A 17,029-nucleotide genomic window follows, 5' to 3' on the forward strand; every position below is an offset into this window, starting at 1 on the left:
ACGCGGTGGCCGCGTCTTCGTCTGCCGTACACGCCGGCGACGGTCTCGGCGACCGCGCTACACCACTATCGGGGACTCAACTTCGGCGGCACGGACAATGTCGTTGGCCATTGGGTCGCCGACCGAGCGCATGACGTCCCACTCGCGAGCCAGGTCGTCGGCATCTTCGGTCACGGTCGGAGCCTAGGCCTGATTGCCCGCTCATCGGCATGAGCGGGCGGATCTACTCCGCTCGCAGGGCAACGTTTCGCGGGCGTACCGTTGTCGGCCAGCCCGCTCAACGCCCGGCGCTGGTACCGGGCGTCACTGAACTCAGGGATGACGGCACCGTTCGAGTCGGGCCGGGCGCCAGGGGTCGCCGTTCCCATGGAGCGGCGACCCCGAAAATTCCCGCTGCGGTACCAACGGACGCACTCCTCGGGCGCAGCCCGGACCCAAAGGCCTTCCCCGACCCACGGCCCGAATCATTGAGTCCTGCTCGCCGGATCAGCGCGACGAACTCTGCGCGCCCAGAATTCGCATGACGACGGCGCGCACGAGCACGTACATGCCCCAGGCAGCAAGCACGGTCAGCGCCACACCCCAGAGGTGCGCGGCAGGATGAACCTGCTGGGTGTCCAGCGCCCAACTGATGACCATGACAAGCGCGAACCAGATGACGAACGTAAGGACGTCCCTCATCCGTGAACTGACCATGTGCCGGAGCCTAGACCCCCGTTCGGGAAGAGCATCGTGTTCTCGCCCAGGACCTGGCCCACGCTCGCTCGGCGCCCGGTGTTTCGCTGCACGAGTGAGAGATGGAGCGCACTACTCCCCCAGCACCTCGTCCAGGTCCAGGCCCATGGGGGACTTCGCGGGGAGGTCACCGCCGGCGACGACAGCGCGTGCGAGCGGACGCAGCAGGTCGAGCAGCTCAGCCATCTCGGCTGCGGTCAGGCCCGCGTAGGCGGTGGCTGCGAGCCGGTCGGTCTGCTCCTCGACGACGGCCTTCACGTCGCGACCGAGCTCGGTCACCTGGCCGTCCGCGACGAGGCCACGCAGCGACAGGTCCTCGCAGAGCGCCGACCACTCCGCTTCGCCGAGGCCGCGGGCGACGGCGTACACCTCGGCGGGGGTGCCGCTGGTGAGGGCGTGGAGGACGTGCGCCTCGCGGCCGCTGATGCCGGCCGCGACGAGGACGGCGACGTGGCCGTCACCGCGGTGCTCGCGCAGGAGGGTGGCGGCGTGCCAGAGCCGCGCGAGCGGGTCCGTGGGTACGGCGAGGGAGCGGTTCGCGGCGAAGAGCGCGCGGCCCTCGGCGGGTGCGTGGGAGGCCGCCTTGAGGGCGAGGTCCGCGGCACGCTCGATGCCGTCAGCGTCGCCCAGGAGTCTCCGGAGCGCGGCCACCGAGCCGTCGAGCCGGGCGCCCAGGGCTGCCGCCGGAGGCGCGAACGACCACGCGTCCGGCAGCGCCTTCCCCACGTGCGACGGCGTGAAGTTGTAGAAGAGCGCATGCACCAGCTCCGCCGAGGCCGGCCCGAGGGGTGCCGCGCGGCCCGCGAAGTAGCCCATCCAGAAGCCGCGGTACCCCGCCTCGCGCAGCGCCGCGAGCGGCTCGGGCGAGAAGTAGGTGACCGCGTGGATCGGTTCGAGGAGCATCCAGGCCTGACGGGCGGTGTCGCGCACGTCCTCACCCTAGGCGAGTGAGGTCAGCCGACGCCGGGCCTGGCGGCACTGGTCACAGACAGCCCGTCGGCGAACTCCACCAGCTCGGCGTTGCTCAGCTTCAGCGTGGGCCAGAGCTGGACCACGACCCGGTAGTCGCCGTGCTCGTAGCGCAGGGTCCGCGTGCCCTCGGAGTTGGTTGTGATCTTCGCGGCGGCGCCGTCGACGTCGAACGGCTCGAGGGCCGGAAGAGGAGCCGGCTCCGTGCCCTCGCAGTCGAACGCCGGCAGCTTCGTCGCGTCGCTGCCGTCGCGGACCTCCACCGGAGGCCGGCCGTCGTTGAACCGGAACAGCAGCTTCTTGCCGTGCCGCTCCACCGAGCCTCCGCACGGCTCGCCGACCTTCGCCGGCGCCGGATCGGTCTGCTCCAGCATCACCACGAGCTTGCCCCGGAAGTCGTCGAGGCTGCTCGTGTCACCGGGCTTCGCCACGTCCAGCGTGTACGCCGTCGCGCCCTGCAGCACGTAGCCCTCGGGCACCTTGTCGACCGTGAAGCCGGGCAGCTGCGGGCCGTCGTAGGTGACCAGGTCGAGACCCGTGTCGGCGGGCGCCCGGTGGGTCGCGACCGTGGTCGCCACTCCCCCGACGGCGAGCGCGAAGACCCCCGCGCTCGCACCCCGCACAGCCCGGCGGCGGGCGACGGCGCGGCGGCCCCGGCGTACATCGGCGCCGACGACGGAAGGGTCGACGGCGTGGTTGACGGAGGGCTCGGAGCGGAGACCGGCGAGGCGGTCGATGACGTCGTTCATGAGGGGTTCCTCTCGAGGTCGGGAAGCGCGGCGCGGAGCTTGTCGAGGGCGCGCGCGGTCTGGCTCTTGACGGTGCCGGTGGAGCAGCCGAGGGCGTCCGCGACGTCCTCGACCGACAGGTCCTCGACGTGCCGCAGGACGACCGCCGCCCGCATCCGTGGCGGGAGCGCGGCGAGCGCAGCCATCAGCTCGGGGTCGGCGGCCGACACCTCCGCGGCCGCGCTGTCGGGCAGCCGGTCGGCGGTGCGCTCGCGGCGTACCCACGGGCGTCGGTGGTGGTCGACGAACCCGTTGAGCAGGATCCGCCGGCTGTACGCCGCGGTCGACGTGGTCCGCGCCCTGCCCCACGCGAGGTAGAGCCGGACCAGTGCGTTCTGCACCAGGTCCTCGGCGAGGTGGACGTCGCCCGTCAGGTGGAGCGCCGTGGCGAGGAGCCGGCCGCGGTGCTGGAGGACGAATGCTTCGTACTCGGCTTCGTGGGTGGGTTTCACATCGCTCAGACGGATCCCGTACGGCGCGGGGTTGCATCGAGCTCGCGGATCGCCTCGCCCAGGTGCGCGACGGCCTCGGTCAGCTGCGCATCGGAGAGGTACGGCGCGGGTCCGAGCCGCAGGTGACTCCCCCGGCTGTCGGTGAGGACACCGCGCCCGGCGAGCAGCTCCTGCAGCCGGCCGGCGTGCGGCGTCTCGAGCGACAGGAACCCGCCGAAGCCGTCGGACGGCGTCGTGCGGTCGCGGGTGATCACCTCGTCGGACGCACCGAGCGCGTCGAACGCGGACGCGAGCACCTCCCGCTGCCGGCGGTACGACGCCGCCAGCACGTCAGCGGTGAGGCCCTGGTCCGCGAAGAACCGCAGTACACGAGCCGCGCGGTAGTGCGAGGTCGGGTCGTACGTGGAGCCCGCGAAGCGCGTGGCACCGGGGCCGTAGACCACCTCGCCCGCGCCGCCGGCACCGGCCAGCGCCCCGAACTCGGCGTACCAGCCGGTGACGACGGGCCGCATCGACGAGGCGTGCGGGGGCAGGCGGAGGAAGCAGTTGCCCTCGCCGAGCTGGAGGTACTTGTAGCCACCGCCGACGACCCACGCGTTCGTCAGCCCCGCCGCGTCCAGCGACAGGGGCACCACCCCGAGCTGGTGGTAGGCGTCGACGAGCAGCTCCGCGCCGACACGCTCGCACGCCGCTGCCACCTCGTCGAGGCCGGCCACAACGCGCGAGGTCGCGAAGAGGACCGACGACGTCAGCACCGCGGCGGTGCGCTCGTCGACCTCTGCGGCGAGCCGTTCGGCAAGGGTGTCGGCCGGCGAGGCGGAGACCACGACCAGCTCGACGCCGGCCTCTCCGAGGCGGGCCAGCTGCCGGCGTGCGGAATGGAACTCGCCGTCGGTGGTCACGATCCGCGGCCGGGCCCGCAGGTCGAGCGCGGAGAGGAAGCGGACCAGCAGCTCGTGGGTGCTCGACCCGAGCGCGATCTCGGCGTCAGGGTCGTCGAGCAGGCGACGGAACCCCTCGCGCACGTCCTCCGCTCTCGCGAAGGCGCGCGACCACTTCTCGTCGACCAGCTCCGCGGCGTCGGCGTACGCCTCTTCCAAGCCGAGGAGCGCGACGTCGGGCCAGGCCTGGTGCGAGTGGCCGGTGAGCAGCAGGCGCTCGCTGACCCGGAAGCGGCTGTAGTGCGGGGCGAGGCGGGCAGCCAGGCTCACAGCGAGCTCCGGATCGCCCACAGGTCGGGGAACATCGGCTGGTCGAGCGTCGTGCGGAGGTACGCCGCGCCCGCCGAGCCGCCGGTGCCCGGCTTCATGCCGATCGTGCGCTCGACCATCTTCACGTGCCGGTAGCGCCACTCCATCAGCCCCTCGTCGAGGTCGACCAGGCGCTCGGCGACGCGCACGGCGTCACCGTCGTCGGCGTACGCCTGCAGCAGCAGCTCCTGTACGTCGGGGCGCGGCGCGACCGGTGAGGTCACGTCGGCGCGCGGGCTGGCGGCGTACCCCTGTCGCGCGAGGTAGGTGACGAACGAGTCGTAGAGGGAGGGGCGCGCCATGGCCGCGGCGATCCGGTCGCGCGACGGACCCTCCGGGTAGTGCTCGAAGACCTGTGGGTCGCGGCGGCCGAGGACCGCCTCGAGCTCGCGAAACTGCGCGGACTGGAAGCCGCTCGACTGCGCGAGCCGTCCGCGGAAGCTGGCGAACTGCCGCGGCGTCATCGTCTCGAGCACGTCGACCTGGGCCACGATCGTCTTGAAGATCGTCAGCACCCGGCGGAGCGTGCCCTCGGCCTGCGGGGTGAGGCCGCCCTCGAGCACGCACTGGAGGTGCGCGAGCTCGTGGAGGAGCTGCTTGAACCACAGCTCGTAGGTCTGGTGGATGACGATGAAGAGCAGCTCGTCGTGCTCGTCGGAGCGTGGGTGCTGCGCCGCGAGCAGGTCGTCGAGGGCGAGGTAGGAGCTGTAGGTGACCGCGGGGTGGGCGGCACCGGCGTCGGTGTGGGATGTCACCCGGCCATCATGCTCGCCCTTGTGGGCGGCGGGGAGGATCGACGCATGGACGCGCGCGAACGGCTCGAGCAGCAGCGCGACGAGACGCGCCGGCGGCTGGCCGGGCTCACCGGGACCTACGAAGCGGTGGTCGCTGCGTCGTACGACAGCAACGCGGACGACGAGCACGACCCGGAAGGCGCGACGATCGCCTTCGAGCGCTCCCAGGTCGGCGCCCTGATCCGGCAGGCGCGTGAGGGGCTGGCCGAGATCTCCGCTGCACTCGAGCGGGTCGAGGCTGGGACCTACGGCGTCTGCGAGCGGTGTGGTCAGCAGATCAGCGAGGGGCGGCTGGAGGCGCGGCCCGTCGCGCGTCTCTGCATCGACTGCGCCTCCCGGGTCTAGGCGGGCCGGGGCTCGCCGAGCGGCGGACCGTCGCCGCCCAGCGGGCGCTGCATCCAGTGCACGTCGTGCCAGGCACCGCGCTTCCAGCCGATCCGCTCGTAGGTGCCGACGGGGCGGAAGCCCAGCGCCGTGTGCAGGCCGACGCTCGCGGGGTTCGGCAGCGCGATGCCGGCGCACGCCATCCGGTAGCCCTGCTGCTCGACGTCGGCGAGCAGCGCCTCATAGAGCGCGCGGCCCACTCCCCTGCCCGCGTTGCCCGGACGGACGTACACGCTGACGTCGCACGCGAACCGGTACGCCGCCCGCTCGCGGTGGCTGCTCGCATAGGCGTAGCCGATGACGGTGTCGTCCGCGTCGACGGCCACGAGCCAGCGGATCGCGCTGCCGATCCGCGCGGCCATCTGCTCCGGCGTCGGCGCCTCGGTCTCGAAGCTGACGACCGTGTCCTCGACGTACGGACCGTAGATCCCGGCGCAGGCACCCGCGTCGTTCGCCGTCGCCACCCGCACGCTGAAGTCCATGCCTCATTCAAGCCGACAACGGCACCCCCTCCGGAGCGCCCTCAGTGCAGCGTGTCCCCCGGGAGCGGGGTCAGCCGGCGAGCGAACCAGTCGACGCGCGCGTCGGTGACCGGCTGGACCCGGATCGACGACGAGAGCACCGATGCACCCTCGCGCCCGGCGAGCACCAGCGGCAGGACGATGGAGTGCACCTGCGGGAGGTCGTTCTTGAGCCGCGCCACGCGCAGCAGGAGGTCTTCGACCGCATCGACGTCGGCGATGTCGGAGCCGCGGTAGCCGAAGAGCATCGGCGAGCCCTTAATCTCGCGCGTCATCGCGCGGGCGTCGTTGACCGACAGCGGCGGGATCCGCCAGGAGCGGTCGCCGAGCAGCTCGGAGACGGGCCCCGCGATGCCGAACGAGATGACCGGGCCGAAGAGCGCGTCCTCCTCGGCGGCGATCGAGACGGGCACGCCCTCGGGCGCGGTCGGCTGGACGACGAACGCCGCCTCGTCGGGCCGGTCGACGCGGGCCCGGAGCATCGCCCAGGCCTGCTTCATCTCGTCGGCGTCACGGATGTGCCGCCACGAGTGCACGAGGTCGGGGCGCTGGCGGAACCGGTCGGCGGTCGCCTTCAGCACGACGTCCCAGCCGAGGTCGGAGCCGGCGGCGATCGCCTCCTCGACGGTGTCGACGCCCACCGAGGGCCACAGCGTGATGCCGTACGCCGCGAGCAGGTCGCGCGACTCGGCGTATTCGAGGTTGCGCCCGCGGGTGGCGTTCTCGACGACCCGGTCGACGACCGCGCGGCCGACCTCGGGCGCAACCTGCAGCTCGGCCGCCTCGTGCTGCGGCATGCGCCGCCACACGGCGTACTCGACGGCGTGGGCGAGGGCTCGGACGGCCGACTCCACCGCGGGGTACGACGGCACCGAGCCACGGCCCGCGGCTCCCCCGTCGACGTCGGCGACGCGGAGCTGGGAGGGGACGCCCTTCTCGCCGAGGAAGGTCGAGACGATCGGCTTGGTGGACTTCTGGGCGACGGTGGCGAGCGCGGTGGCCGGCGCAGCCGCGGAGGCGTTGAGCGGAGGGATCCAGACCGCGACGACCGCGTCGACGTCGTCGGACCCGGTCGCCTCGAGCAGCGCGGACTCGAAGTCGTCGGCGGAGGCCCGCGCACCCAGGTTGGTCTGGTGCGAGATGACCAGGCCGCTGGACGCGGCGGCGTCGCGCGCGAGCAGCCCGATCGCGTCGGAGTTGCCCACGATCGCGATGCGGCGACCGGCCGGCAGCGGCTGGTGCGCGAGCACCTGCGCGACGTCGAACATCTCCTCCAGCGTGTCGACCTGGATGACGCCCGCCTGGCGGAACATCGCGTCGACGGCACCCGGGGGCGTGGTCGACGTGCGGACCTGGTGGCCCATCGGCACACCCTGCGTCGTGCGCCCCGACCGCACGGCCACGATCGGCTTGGTGCGCGAGACGCGGCGGGCGATGCGCGAGAACTTGCGCGGGTTGCCCATCGACTCCATGTAGAGCAGGACGACCTCGGTCGACTCGTCCTCCTCCCAGTACTGCAGGAGGTCGTTGCCGGAGACGTCGGCGCGGTTGCCCGCCGAGACGAACGTCGACAGGCCGAGGCCACGTGCGTTGACCTTGTCGAGGATCGCGGAGCCGAGCGCACCCGACTGGCAGAAGAAGCCCGCGCGACCGCGCGCCGGCATGTTGCGCGACAGCGAGGCGTTGATCGACACGGCGGGGTCGGTGTTGATGACGCCGAGGCAGTTGGGCCCGATCAGCCGCAGGCCGTAGGAGCGGGCCAGCCCGACCAGCTTCCGCTGCCGCTGGCGGCCCTCGTCACCGGTCTCGGCGAAGCCCGACGAGATGACGACGAGCCCCTTGACGCCCTTGGCGGCGCAGTCGAGCACGACGTCCTGCACGGCCTCGGCGGGCACTGCGACGATCGCCAGGTCGACCTCGCCGGGGATCTCCCCCACCGACGCGTACGCCGGGAGGCCGCGCATCGACTCGGCCGCCGGGTTGACGATGTGGACGCGGCCGCGGAAGTCGCCGGCCACGAGGTTGCGCACGAGCGCCTCGCCGATCGAGTCCTTGCGGCGCGAGGCACCGATGACGGCCACCGACCGGGCGGCGAGGAACTGGGCGATCGCGGCCGACTCGGCCCGGTGCTCGCGGTCCTGCATCACGCCGATGGCGGTGGTGGTCGGGTCGATGTCGAAGCCGAGCGTCATCACGCCGTCCTCGACGCCGCCCATGACCTGGTAGCCGGCCGCCTCGAAGGTCGCGATCATCCGCTGGTTGTCGGGCAGCACGTCGGCGGTGAACCGGCGTACGCCGCGCTCGCGGCCGGCCTGGGCGAGGTGCTCGAGCAGGATCTGGGCGATGCCCCGGCCCTGGTGGCGGTCCTCGACGAGGAAGGCGACCTCGGCCTCGCCGGGGTGCACGACGTCGAAGCGGCCGACGGCGATGATCTTGCCGGCGAGCTCCATGACGAACGCGATGCGCTTCGTGTGGTCGACGCGGGTGAAGAGGGCCAGCTCGCGCGGCGAGAGCCGCGGGCGCGGGGCGAAGAACCGGTAGTACTTCGAGCGGTCGGAGACGCGGGCGTAGAACGCCTCCAGCGCCGGGGCGTCCTCGGGGCGGATCGGCCGGATGTGCGCCGTGCCGCCGTCGAGCAGCAGCACGTCGGCCGCCCAGTGCGGGGGCGGCTCGGCCACCAGGGCACCGGTGGCCGGCGGGGCCGCGGGATCGCTCACACACGAAATCTAGCGGTCCGGCATTTCCGGCGCATGAACCGTCTTGCAACCGTCCCAAGGCAGCCACGCTCGGCGCGCCGGGTGCGGATCCGTGCGGTGCGCCCGCGAGAATGCGCACATGGCACGCCGCAGCACCCCCGCACCGCCCCCGGAGGACTTCGAGGAGCACATCCTCGACATCGACGTCCGCGACGAGATGCGCTCGTCGTTCCTCGAGTACGCGTACTCCGTCATCTACTCGCGCGCACTGCCCGACGCGCGCGACGGCCTCAAGCCGGTGCAGCGACGGATCCTCTACACGATGAACGACATGGGCCTGCGGCCCGACCGCGGGCACGTCAAGAGCGCCCGCGTCGTCGGTGAGGTCATGGGCCGGCTGCACCCCCACGGCGACTCCGCCATCTACGACGCGATGGTCCGCATGGCCCAGCCGTGGTCGATGCGCGTGCCGTTCATCGACGGCCACGGCAACTTCGGCTCCCCCGACAACGGCCCGGCCGCCATGCGTTACACCGAGGCCCGGATGTCGCCGGCCGCCCTGGCGATGACCGCGTCCATCGACGAGGACACCGTCGACTTCAAGCCCAACTACGACAGCCGCGAGATGGAGCCCACCGTGCTCCCCTCCGCGCTGCCCAACCTCGTCGTCAACGGCACCACCGGCATCGCGGTCGGCATGGCGACCAACATGGCGCCCCACAACCTGGTCGAGACGGTCCAGGCGCTGCGCCACCTGATCACGCACCCGAAGGCGTCGGTCGACGACCTGATGCGCTTCATCCCCGGCCCGGACCTCCCGACCGGCGGCAAGATCATCGGCCTCGACGGCATCCGCGACGCCTATCTCTCCGGCCGCGGCAGCTTCCGCATGCGGGCCACCGCGCGGATCGAGACGCAGGGCCGCAAGAAGGCCATCGTCGTCACCGAGATGCCCTACAACGTCGGCATCGAGAAGGTCGTCGAGCGGATGAAGTCGCTCGTCCAGGCGAAGAAGCTCCAGGGCATCTCCGACGTCAAGGACCTCTCGGACATGGCGAACCCCACGCGCCTGGTGATCGAGGTCAAGAACGGCTTCCACCCCGAGGCGATCCTCGAGCAGCTCTACAAGCAGACCCCGCTCGAGGAGTCGTTCTCGATCAACGCCGTCTGCCTCGTCGAGGGCCAGCCGCGCACGCTCGGCCTCAAGGAGCTCCTCGAGGTCTTCCTCGGCCACCGGTTCGACGTCGTACGCCGCCGCTCGGCGTTCCGCCGCAAGAAGGCCGCCGACCGCCTGCACCTGGTCGAGGGGCTGCTCATCGCGATCCTCGACATCGACGAGGTGATCCAGGTGATCCGCACGTCGGACAACGCGGCGGCCGCCAAGGAGCGCCTCATCGACATCTTCGAGCTGTCGGAGCTGCAGGCCGAGTACATCCTCGACATGGCCCTGCGCCGCCTGACGAAGTTCTCCCGCCTCGAGCTCGAGAAGGAGCAGGAGGACCTCAAGCGGACCATCGAGGAGCTCGACGCGATCCTCAACGACGAGAAGCTGCTGCGGAAGGTCGTCTCCGACGAGCTGGGCGAGGTCGCCAAGACCTTCGGCACCCCGCGCCGCACGGTCCTGCTCGAGTCGGCCGGCGTCGCGGTCACCAGCGCGGTCCCGCTCGAGGTGGCCGACGACCCGTGCTTCGTCTACCTGTCGTCCTCCGGTCTCCTCGCGCGTACGACGACGGCCGACGCCCCCGGTGCCGGCGGGCCACGCGGCAAGCACGACGTGATCACCTCCGCGGTGCGTGCGACCGCGCGCGGCGAGGTCGGCGTGCTCACCTCCCGGGGCCGCGTGCTCAAGCTGGGCGTGCTCGACCTGCCGACGCTGCCGTCGACCGCCAACGATCCCCACCTGACGGGCGGAGCCCCGGTCTCCGAGTTCGTCTCGCTGGAGGCCGGCGAGCGCGTCCTCGGGCTCACGTCGTTCGCCGAGGGCAGCCTCGGGCTCGCCGTCGGCACCCGCCAGGGCATCGTGAAGCGGGTCAACCCGGAGTACCTCGCGGCCAAGGACGAGTGGGACTACATCTCCCTCAAGGATGGCGACGAGGTCGTCGGCGCCCTGGAGATGACCGACCGCGCCGAGACGCTGTGCTTCATCACCACGGACGCGCAGCTGCTCCACTTCACCGCCGAGTCGGTGCGGCCGCAGGGCCGCGCGGGCGGCGGCATCGCCGGCATCCGGCTCTCCGACGGCGCGCACGTCGCGTGGTTCGGCGCGGTCTCCGACGACGCGGTCGTGGTGACCGCCTCCGGCTCGAGCACCGCGCTGCCCGGCACCGAGGCCGGCTCGGCCAAGGTCACCCCGTTCACGGAGTACCCGCCCAAGGGCCGCGGCACGGGCGGCGTCCGCTGCCACCGCATGCTCAAGGGCGAGGACACCCTGGTCTTCGCCTGGGCGGGCGAGCCGCCGGCCCGTGCGGCAGCCGCCAGCGGTGCTGCGGTCGACCTGCCCGAGATCGACCCGCGGCGCGACGGCTCCGGCGTACCCCTGGCGCAGCCGATCGCCGCGTGCGCCGCTCCGGTCGCGCTGCAGCTCGGCACGCCGGCGCCCACGCCCCCTGTGGCAGGCTGACCGGCATGCGCCTCGTCACGGCCGCGCTGACGGCCTCCCTCCTGCTGCTCCCCGCCTGCTCCAGCGACGAGGGGAAGCCGAAGGGCGCCTCGCCGGAGAAGGTGATGGCCGCGGCCGCTGCGAAGCTGGACGCGACCTCGGGGGTCGACCTCGAGCTGACCAGCGCCGGCCTGCCGGACCAGGGCGCGGGCTTCCTGCTCGTCGGCGGTGACGGCACGGCGGTGCACCCCGACTCCTTCGAGGGCACCCTGAGCGTCAAGGCGATGGGCATCCTCGCCGACGCGCAGGTCATCGCCAAGGGCGGCACGGTCTGGATCAAGCAGGCGCTGCTCGGCCCCGGCTTCACCAAGGTCGACCCGCAGGACTACGGCGTGCCGGACCCGGGCAAGCTGCTCTCGGCCGACGGCGGCGTCTCGGACCTGCTCGCGGAGACCAAGGACCTCGCGGTGGGCGACACCGTCCGCGGCGGCGAGGACAACAAGGAGGTGCTCACCGAGTACACCGGCGTGCTGACCTCCGCGCAGATCCACGACGTGCTCGGCATGGGCACCGGCGACTTCAAGGTCCGCTACGAGGTCGACGCCAAGGGGTTCCTCCGCACCGTCGAGGTCACCGGTGACTTCTACGCCGGCGAGGCCCCGACGACGTACACCGTGCGCCTGGTGCACTACGGCGTCACCAAGGCGATCTCCGCTCCGTGACCCAGCCCGTGACCAGCCCCGTCGCCGGCGCCCGCCGGCCGTCGGCGCTCCTCACCCTGGCGGCCGTCGCGGTGGCGTTCGCCGCCGCTGACACCTACGTCGTCGTCCTGGCCCTGCCGGAGATGATGGCCTCCTTCGGCATCGCCATCACCGAGCTGCAGCGCGCCGCCCCGATCGTCTCCGGCTTCCTCCTCGGGTACGTCGCGATGCTCCCGCTCATCGGTCGCCTCGCGGACCTGCGCGGCCGGCTTCCGGTGCTCACCCTCTGCCTCGGCATCTTCGCGGTGGGCTCCTTCGTCACGGCGTTCTCCGTCGGCTTCGGGCCGCTGGTCGCTGGGCGCTTCCTGCAGGGCGTCGGTGGTGGCGGCCTGGTGCCGGCGACGCTCGCGCTGGTCGCGGACCTCTATCCCCCGTCACGTCGCGCCGTGCCGCTCGGAGCGGTCTCCGCCGTCCAGGAGATCGGCAGCGTCGTCGGTCCGCTCTTCGGTGCGGTCGTGCTGGCGCTGGCGTTCTGGCAGGTCATCTTCGTGATCAACGTGGTCGTCGCCGTCGCGCTGCTGGTCGGCCTCCGGATCCTGGCCGCGCGCGGTGCCGCGCCCGCGGCGGAGGGCACCCCGGCTGCTGGACGAGGCTCCGCACTGCGGCACCTCGACTGGCTCTCGCTCGCGTTGCTCGCGGTGGCAGTCGCGGCCGACCTGCTGCTCGTGCTGCGGCCTCCGGTGGTGCAGCGCGACCTCTTCTGGGGCCAGCTCTTCATCCCGTACGCCGGCGGCTCCGACTGGACCACTCCCCTCGGCATCGCCGTGGTCACCGCCCTCGTCGCGCTGCTGCTGCGGTGCACGTTCGCGCGGCGGCCACTGGTCGAGGTACGCGGGTGGGTGGGGGCGCTGCGACAGGCCGACGTGACCGGTGCGCTGCTGCTCGCGGTGGCGCTGGGCGGTGTCGTGCTGGCGTTCGCGACGGCCGACCCCGCGGTGCAGCTCTTCGCGCCGCAGGGCCACTGGTACCTCCTGGGCTCGGCACTCGCGCTGCTCACCCTCCTCGTGCACCTGCGCCGCGCCGAGAACCCGCTGATCCGCCTGGACAGCCTCCGCGCGCGGCCGGCGTGGGGCGCGCTGCTGGTCAGCTTCCTGGTGGGCGCGGCCCTGATCGCGGCGCTCGTCGACATCCCGATCTTCGCCCGCACGACCCGCTACCCCGACTCGCAGCTGATGGCCGCGCTGGTGCTGGTGCGGTTCCTCGCGGCGCTGCCCGTCGGCGCCTGGCTCGGCGGGCTCGCGACACGGCGCTTCGGCACGGCCTGGGTCGCGACCACCGGCCTGCTCGCCGCCGCCTGCGGCTTCGGCCTGATGGCGCAGTGGGACGGCGCCACGCTGGCCTCCGTCGTCGTCCCGACGCTGGCGCTCGTCCTCTGCGGCCTGGGCTTCGGCCTCGCGCTCGCCCCGGTCACCACCGCGCTGCTCGGGCACACGCCGGCCGACTCCCACGGCGTGAGCGCGGCACTCGCCGTCGTCGCGCGGATGGTCGGCATGCTGGTCGGCCTCTCGACCCTGACCGCGGTCGGCCTCCACCGCTTCCACGTCGCCCTCGAGGGCGGCAGCTCGGCCTCCGCCGCCGCGCTCGTCCAGGAGCAGACGGTCTTCACCGGCGCCGCAGCCTGCGCGACCCTCGGCGCCGTCCTCGCGCTCGTGCTGCTGCGCGACCCGCATGCCCCGCGGAGGGGCGGCGTTCAGACCCGGGCGTCGAGCCAGGCCAGCTGAGCCGGGAGCACCCGCTTCCAGTAGCCGGCGTTGTGCGCGCCCGGGCTGAAGCGCACCTTCGCCGACGGCAGCTCACGCCGCAGCTCGGTGACGCCGGGGACGAACGGGTCGCTGGCACCGCAGTCGACACGGACGCGGTCGCGGGCGAGCCGGTCGATGCGTGCGTGGTTGCCGAGGATGCCCCAGCGCGCGAAGTCGGTGGGGCCGTCGTACGCGCCGGGCGCGGAGTCCTCGAAGCGCGACCACAGCGCGGGGCTCGTGGCCACGACGGGTCCGGCGTGGTCGATCTCGGTGGCCAGCATGAGGGCGCCGTAGCCACCCATCGACCACCCGAGGAACGCCGGCCGCGCGACGTCGAGCCCCTCCCGCGCCAGCAGCGGCAGGAAGCGGTCGAGCACGAGCGACCGCGGGTCGCGGCCGACGGCACGCGGGTGCCAGTAGTCGTGGACTCCCCCGTCGATGGCGGCGAGCGCGAAGCGGGCGCCCGAGGCGCGATGGGCGTCGTCGAGGTCGAGCTTGCGACGCCACTGCTCGGCGCCGGCGTATGCACCGTGGAGGGCGACGACGACCGGCAGCCGGCCCGACGCGCCGTCCGGACGGCTGATCCACCACTCCGCACCGCGGAGGACGCCGCGCGAGAGGTCACCTCCGTCGCTGTCGGCGCCGGGCACGACCGCGCCCTCGACGAGCGCACCTGCACCCGCGACGACAGCCGCGCCCGCCATCCCGCCCAGCAGCAGCCCGCGTCGTGTGAGTCCCACGCGCGCACGCTAGCGCCCACTCCCGGCAGTTGAACTGCTTTTCAAGTGCTGAGGTCGACGTACCACCGTGCGAACCACGTCATCCCGCCGTCACACCGGGTGGACTAACTTCACGACCATGGGTGACTTCGACGATCTTCTCGCTGCCAACAAGACGTACGCCGCCGACTTCGCGCTCGCCGGCTTCGACGGTGTCGCGAAGGCCGGTGTGGCCATCGTGACCTGCATGGACTCGCGCATCGACCCGCTCGGCCTCCTCGGCCTGAAGCCGGGCGACGCCAAGATCTTCCGCAACCCGGGTGGTCGCGTGACCGAGGCGGCCCTCGAGGCCCTCGTGCTCGGCGCGCACCTGCTCAACGTCAACCGGATCCTCGTCATCCCGCACACCAAGTGCGCGATGGCGAAGTTCACCGAGGCCGAGCTCCAGGCCAAGGTCGGCGAGTCGGCGGGTGTCGACGCGTCGTGGCACGCCTTCCACCCGATCGCCGACCAGGTCGCGGCCCTCGAGGCCGACATCCACAAGGTCAAGGCGCACCCGCTCATCCCCGACACGGTGAAGGTCGGCGGCTTCGTCTACAACGTCGACTCCGGCGAGCTCGAGCAGAAGTTCTGACGCCGAGACGTCACGGCGTCACGACAGGGTGAAGGCTTCTCGTCCCATGCTGGCGAGAAGTCTTCACCCTGCTGCGTCGAGCCCTACTTCGACGGCTTCGGCATGTCGCACTTCACCTTCGGGTTGGCGCCCAGGTAGTTGAGCGGGCCCGCGATGACGGTCAGGGCGGTGTCAGCAGTGGTCCGGCAGTTCACGTCACGGTCGTTGGTGATGTAGCCCCGCTGCCACGCAGCGATCACCCCGATGACGAGCCAGACGAGCACGACCAGTCCGACGATTCCCCTCATGGCTGCCTCCTCTCGGCACCTGTCCGGTGCCCAGAAGCGCCTCGGCGTACGCCGTCAGGGCGTGTCGCCGGGCTGGCCCGGCTCCTGCGCGCGGTGCTCCGCGATGCGCTGCTGGATCTCGTCGTACGTGAGGTTGGCGTACGGACGCCGGGGGCTGCGGCGCTGCGCGTCGGCCTCCAGGATCCCGTTGCGGACCGCGGCCTTGATGATCATGTAGAAGACCCAGACGCTGACGAACCAGAAGAAGACGGTGAGGACGAGGATCTCCACGGAGCCGAACATGGCTCGACCCTAGCCACTACCGTCGGAGCCATGAGCGATCGGTACGTCGCGCTGCTGCGCGGCATCAACGTGGGCGGCAACAACAAGATCGTCATGAAGGAGCTCGCGGAGGCCTTCCGGGAGGCGGGCTACGCCGACGTGTCGACGTACATCAACAGCGGCAACGTGCTCTTCTCCGCGCCGAAGCGGCCGACGGAGGAGGAGCTCGAGAAGGTCATCACCGACGCGTTCGGGCTGACGATCTCGGTGCTCGTCCGCAGTCACGACGAGATCGCGAAGGTCGTCGCCAAGGCGCCGAAGGAGCTCGACGACCCCGACGTCCGCCCCGACGTCTACTTCCTGCGCCCCGGCCTCTCCCCCGCCGACGCGCTCGAGCGGATGCCCGACCCCAACCCCGACGTCGACCGGCTCTGGAAGGGCCCTGGCGTCCTCTACACGACGCGTGTCGCGGAGCTCGCCAGCAAGAGCCGGCTCACGAAGGTCGTCGGCACGAAGCTCTACAAGGAGATGTCGGTGCGCAACTGGAACACGACCCGCAAGCTGCTCGCGCTGCTCGAGGCCTAGGCCCGCGGCCGCCAGCGCTTCCACAGCGCGACAGCCTCGGCCCGGACCGTGCCCTCGTGCTCCAGCCGTACGTCGACGGTGACGGCGTCCTCCGACGCCTCACGCACCTCGGCGACCAGGTCGACCGTCGCGGTGAGCGGCGCCGGCCGCAGGTAGCGCAGGTCGATGCCCGCGGTGACGAACGCGAAGGGTGCGCCGCCCAGGGGCGCCCAGCCGCGCAGGTCGGCGTGATGGAACGCCGCGGCCCCGCTGTGGCAGTCGAGCACGGTGGCGATGATGCCGCCGTTGAGGAAGCCGACGCCGTTGTCGTGCTGGGGCCACGGCGTGAAGCTCGCCGTGACGACGGTGTCGGAGGCGGGGTGGCTCTTGAGGCGCAGCCCGTCGGCGTTGGCAGGCCCACAGCCGAAGCAGCGCGCGTCGGGGAAGAGCCGGTCCTGGATGGCGAGGTCGGTCACCCCGCCAACTTAGGCGATGCGTCAGAGCAGGTCGCGCAGCGCCTTGTCGACGAGCGCGCCCGGGAGGTCGTCGAGGCGCTGCCCGAGGGTGGCCAGGTCGCCGATGGTGGAGACCCGGTCGACCAGCGCATCGGTGTCGGCCACGGCCTCGCCCACGACCACGTCGAGGAGCAAGGGGCAGTCGACGGCTCCCCCGTCGGGCTCCGGCGGCAGGTCGGGGGTCCAGCAACCGACCTCGGCCACCACCTGAGCGGCCGAGCCGACGCCGGCGATGCGCGCGTCGACGTACCACCAGAGGTCGCCGACGCCGAGGCGGAGGTGCCCACGACGGGCCTTGAAGCCGCGTGCCTTGAGCTGCTTGAGGACGGCGGCCCGGGCCGCTGCGGGAGTCACCGGT

The 17,029-nt window shown here is 72.2% G+C and carries 19 protein-coding genes; 6 read left to right on the forward strand and 13 right to left on the reverse strand.

The features are described 5' to 3' along the window. Nucleotides 1-486 precede the first annotated feature (486 nt). The 6 genes from IEX47_RS04885 to IEX47_RS04910 all read right to left on the reverse strand — a co-directional run bounded on the left by IEX47_RS04885 (nt 487) and on the right by IEX47_RS04910 (nt 4,949). Entirely contained in the window at nt 487-696 is a 210-nt protein-coding gene (locus IEX47_RS04885) for a hypothetical protein (protein ID WP_188782901.1), read from the reverse strand. A gap of 111 nt (nt 697-807) precedes the next feature. Then, nucleotides 808-1,665, reverse strand: coding sequence for an SCO6745 family protein (locus IEX47_RS04890; protein ID WP_229662637.1), 858 nt, complete (start codon nt 1,663-1,665; stop codon nt 808-810). A gap of 23 nt (nt 1,666-1,688) precedes the next feature. Beyond that, a complete protein-coding gene (locus IEX47_RS04895; RefSeq protein WP_188782902.1) occupies nt 1,689-2,453 on the reverse strand; it encodes a hypothetical protein in 765 nt (254 codons plus the stop codon). Continuing rightward, nucleotides 2,450-2,944 (reverse strand): SigE family RNA polymerase sigma factor, encoded by a 495-nt coding sequence (locus tag IEX47_RS04900; RefSeq protein WP_188782903.1) that lies wholly within the window; start codon nt 2,942-2,944, stop codon nt 2,450-2,452. The genes IEX47_RS04895 and IEX47_RS04900 overlap by 4 nt, the downstream gene beginning before the upstream one ends. A 5-nt stretch (nt 2,945-2,949) precedes the next feature. Continuing rightward, complete coding sequence (locus IEX47_RS04905) at nt 2,950-4,155, reverse strand: aminotransferase class V-fold PLP-dependent enzyme (RefSeq protein ID WP_188782904.1); 1,206 nt, start codon at nt 4,153-4,155, stop codon at nt 2,950-2,952. Then, nucleotides 4,152-4,949 carry a tryptophan 2,3-dioxygenase gene (locus IEX47_RS04910; RefSeq protein ID WP_188782905.1) on the reverse strand — a complete coding sequence of 266 codons (798 nt, stop codon included), beginning with the start codon at nt 4,947-4,949 and terminating at the stop codon, nt 4,152-4,154. The genes IEX47_RS04905 and IEX47_RS04910 overlap by 4 nt, the downstream gene beginning before the upstream one ends. A 45-nt stretch (nt 4,950-4,994) precedes the next feature. Here IEX47_RS04910 and IEX47_RS04915 point away from each other — a divergent pair, with 45 nt between their 5' ends. Continuing rightward, entirely contained in the window at nt 4,995-5,333 is a 339-nt protein-coding gene (locus IEX47_RS04915; protein ID WP_188782906.1) for a TraR/DksA family transcriptional regulator, read from the forward strand. On the opposite strand, the gene IEX47_RS04920 is transcribed toward IEX47_RS04915, so the two are convergent. Continuing rightward, nucleotides 5,330-5,854 carry a GNAT family N-acetyltransferase gene (locus tag IEX47_RS04920; protein WP_188782907.1) on the reverse strand — a complete coding sequence of 175 codons (525 nt, stop codon included), beginning with the start codon at nt 5,852-5,854 and terminating at the stop codon, nt 5,330-5,332. The genes IEX47_RS04915 and IEX47_RS04920 overlap by 4 nt on opposite strands. A gap of 41 nt (nt 5,855-5,895) precedes the next feature. Further along, nucleotides 5,896-8,610, reverse strand: coding sequence for a bifunctional acetate--CoA ligase family protein/GNAT family N-acetyltransferase (locus IEX47_RS04925; protein WP_229662638.1), 2,715 nt, complete (start codon nt 8,608-8,610; stop codon nt 5,896-5,898). Nucleotides 8,611-8,728: 118 nt separating this feature from the next. On the opposite strand from IEX47_RS04925, the gene IEX47_RS04930 reads away from it, so the two are divergent. The 3 genes from IEX47_RS04930 to IEX47_RS04940 are packed head-to-tail and all read left to right on the forward strand — an operon-like array spanning nt 8,729 to nt 13,670. Further along, entirely contained in the window at nt 8,729-11,209 is a 2,481-nt protein-coding gene (locus IEX47_RS04930) for a DNA gyrase/topoisomerase IV subunit A (protein WP_188782908.1), read from the forward strand. Between the two features lie 5 nt (nt 11,210-11,214). Continuing rightward, the gene (locus IEX47_RS04935) at nt 11,215-11,910 is read left to right on the forward strand and encodes an LppX_LprAFG lipoprotein (RefSeq protein ID WP_188782909.1); all 696 of its coding nucleotides are present in this window, start codon (nt 11,215-11,217) and stop codon (nt 11,908-11,910) included. Beyond that, nucleotides 11,907-13,670 (forward strand): MFS transporter, encoded by a 1,764-nt coding sequence (locus IEX47_RS04940; RefSeq protein WP_229662639.1) that lies wholly within the window; start codon nt 11,907-11,909, stop codon nt 13,668-13,670. Before IEX47_RS04935 ends, IEX47_RS04940 begins: the two co-directional genes overlap by 4 nt. On the opposite strand, the gene IEX47_RS04945 is transcribed toward IEX47_RS04940, so the two are convergent. Then, nucleotides 13,640-14,431: an alpha/beta hydrolase-fold protein gene (locus IEX47_RS04945; protein WP_188782910.1), complete on the reverse strand. Its 792-nt coding sequence runs from the start codon at nt 14,429-14,431 to the stop codon at nt 13,640-13,642. The two genes, IEX47_RS04940 and IEX47_RS04945, sit on opposite strands and share 31 nt — an antisense overlap. Nucleotides 14,432-14,549: 118 nt before the next feature. On the opposite strand from IEX47_RS04945, the gene IEX47_RS04950 reads away from it, so the two are divergent. Continuing rightward, nucleotides 14,550-15,044, forward strand: a complete 495-nt coding sequence (locus IEX47_RS04950; RefSeq protein ID WP_188782911.1) for a beta-class carbonic anhydrase — start codon at nt 14,550-14,552, stop codon at nt 15,042-15,044. 83 nt (nt 15,045-15,127) lie between these two features. Here IEX47_RS04950 and IEX47_RS04955 read toward each other — a convergent pair whose 3' ends face one another. Then, entirely contained in the window at nt 15,128-15,331 is a 204-nt protein-coding gene (locus tag IEX47_RS04955; protein WP_188782912.1) for a hypothetical protein, read from the reverse strand. 54 nt (nt 15,332-15,385) lie between these two features. Next, nucleotides 15,386-15,613, reverse strand: coding sequence for a hypothetical protein (locus tag IEX47_RS04960; RefSeq protein WP_188782913.1), 228 nt, complete (start codon nt 15,611-15,613; stop codon nt 15,386-15,388). Between the two features lie 30 nt (nt 15,614-15,643). On the opposite strand from IEX47_RS04960, the gene IEX47_RS04965 reads away from it, so the two are divergent. Further along, nucleotides 15,644-16,177 (forward strand): DUF1697 domain-containing protein, encoded by a 534-nt coding sequence (locus IEX47_RS04965; RefSeq protein WP_188782914.1) that lies wholly within the window; start codon nt 15,644-15,646, stop codon nt 16,175-16,177. Here IEX47_RS04965 and IEX47_RS04970 read toward each other — a convergent pair. Together IEX47_RS04970 and IEX47_RS04975 are read right to left on the reverse strand one after the other, a co-directional pair. Next, complete coding sequence (locus tag IEX47_RS04970) at nt 16,174-16,632, reverse strand: PaaI family thioesterase (RefSeq protein ID WP_188782915.1); 459 nt, start codon at nt 16,630-16,632, stop codon at nt 16,174-16,176. The two genes, IEX47_RS04965 and IEX47_RS04970, sit on opposite strands and share 4 nt — an antisense overlap. A 21-nt stretch (nt 16,633-16,653) precedes the next feature. After that, entirely contained in the window at nt 16,654-17,025 is a 372-nt protein-coding gene (locus tag IEX47_RS04975; protein ID WP_188782916.1) for a hypothetical protein, read from the reverse strand. Nucleotides 17,026-17,029: the final 4 nt, after the last annotated feature.

Origin of the sequence: Nocardioides phosphati (assembly GCF_014646375.1) — a bacterium.
Lineage (GTDB): Bacteria > Actinomycetota > Actinomycetes > Propionibacteriales > Nocardioidaceae > Nocardioides > Nocardioides phosphati.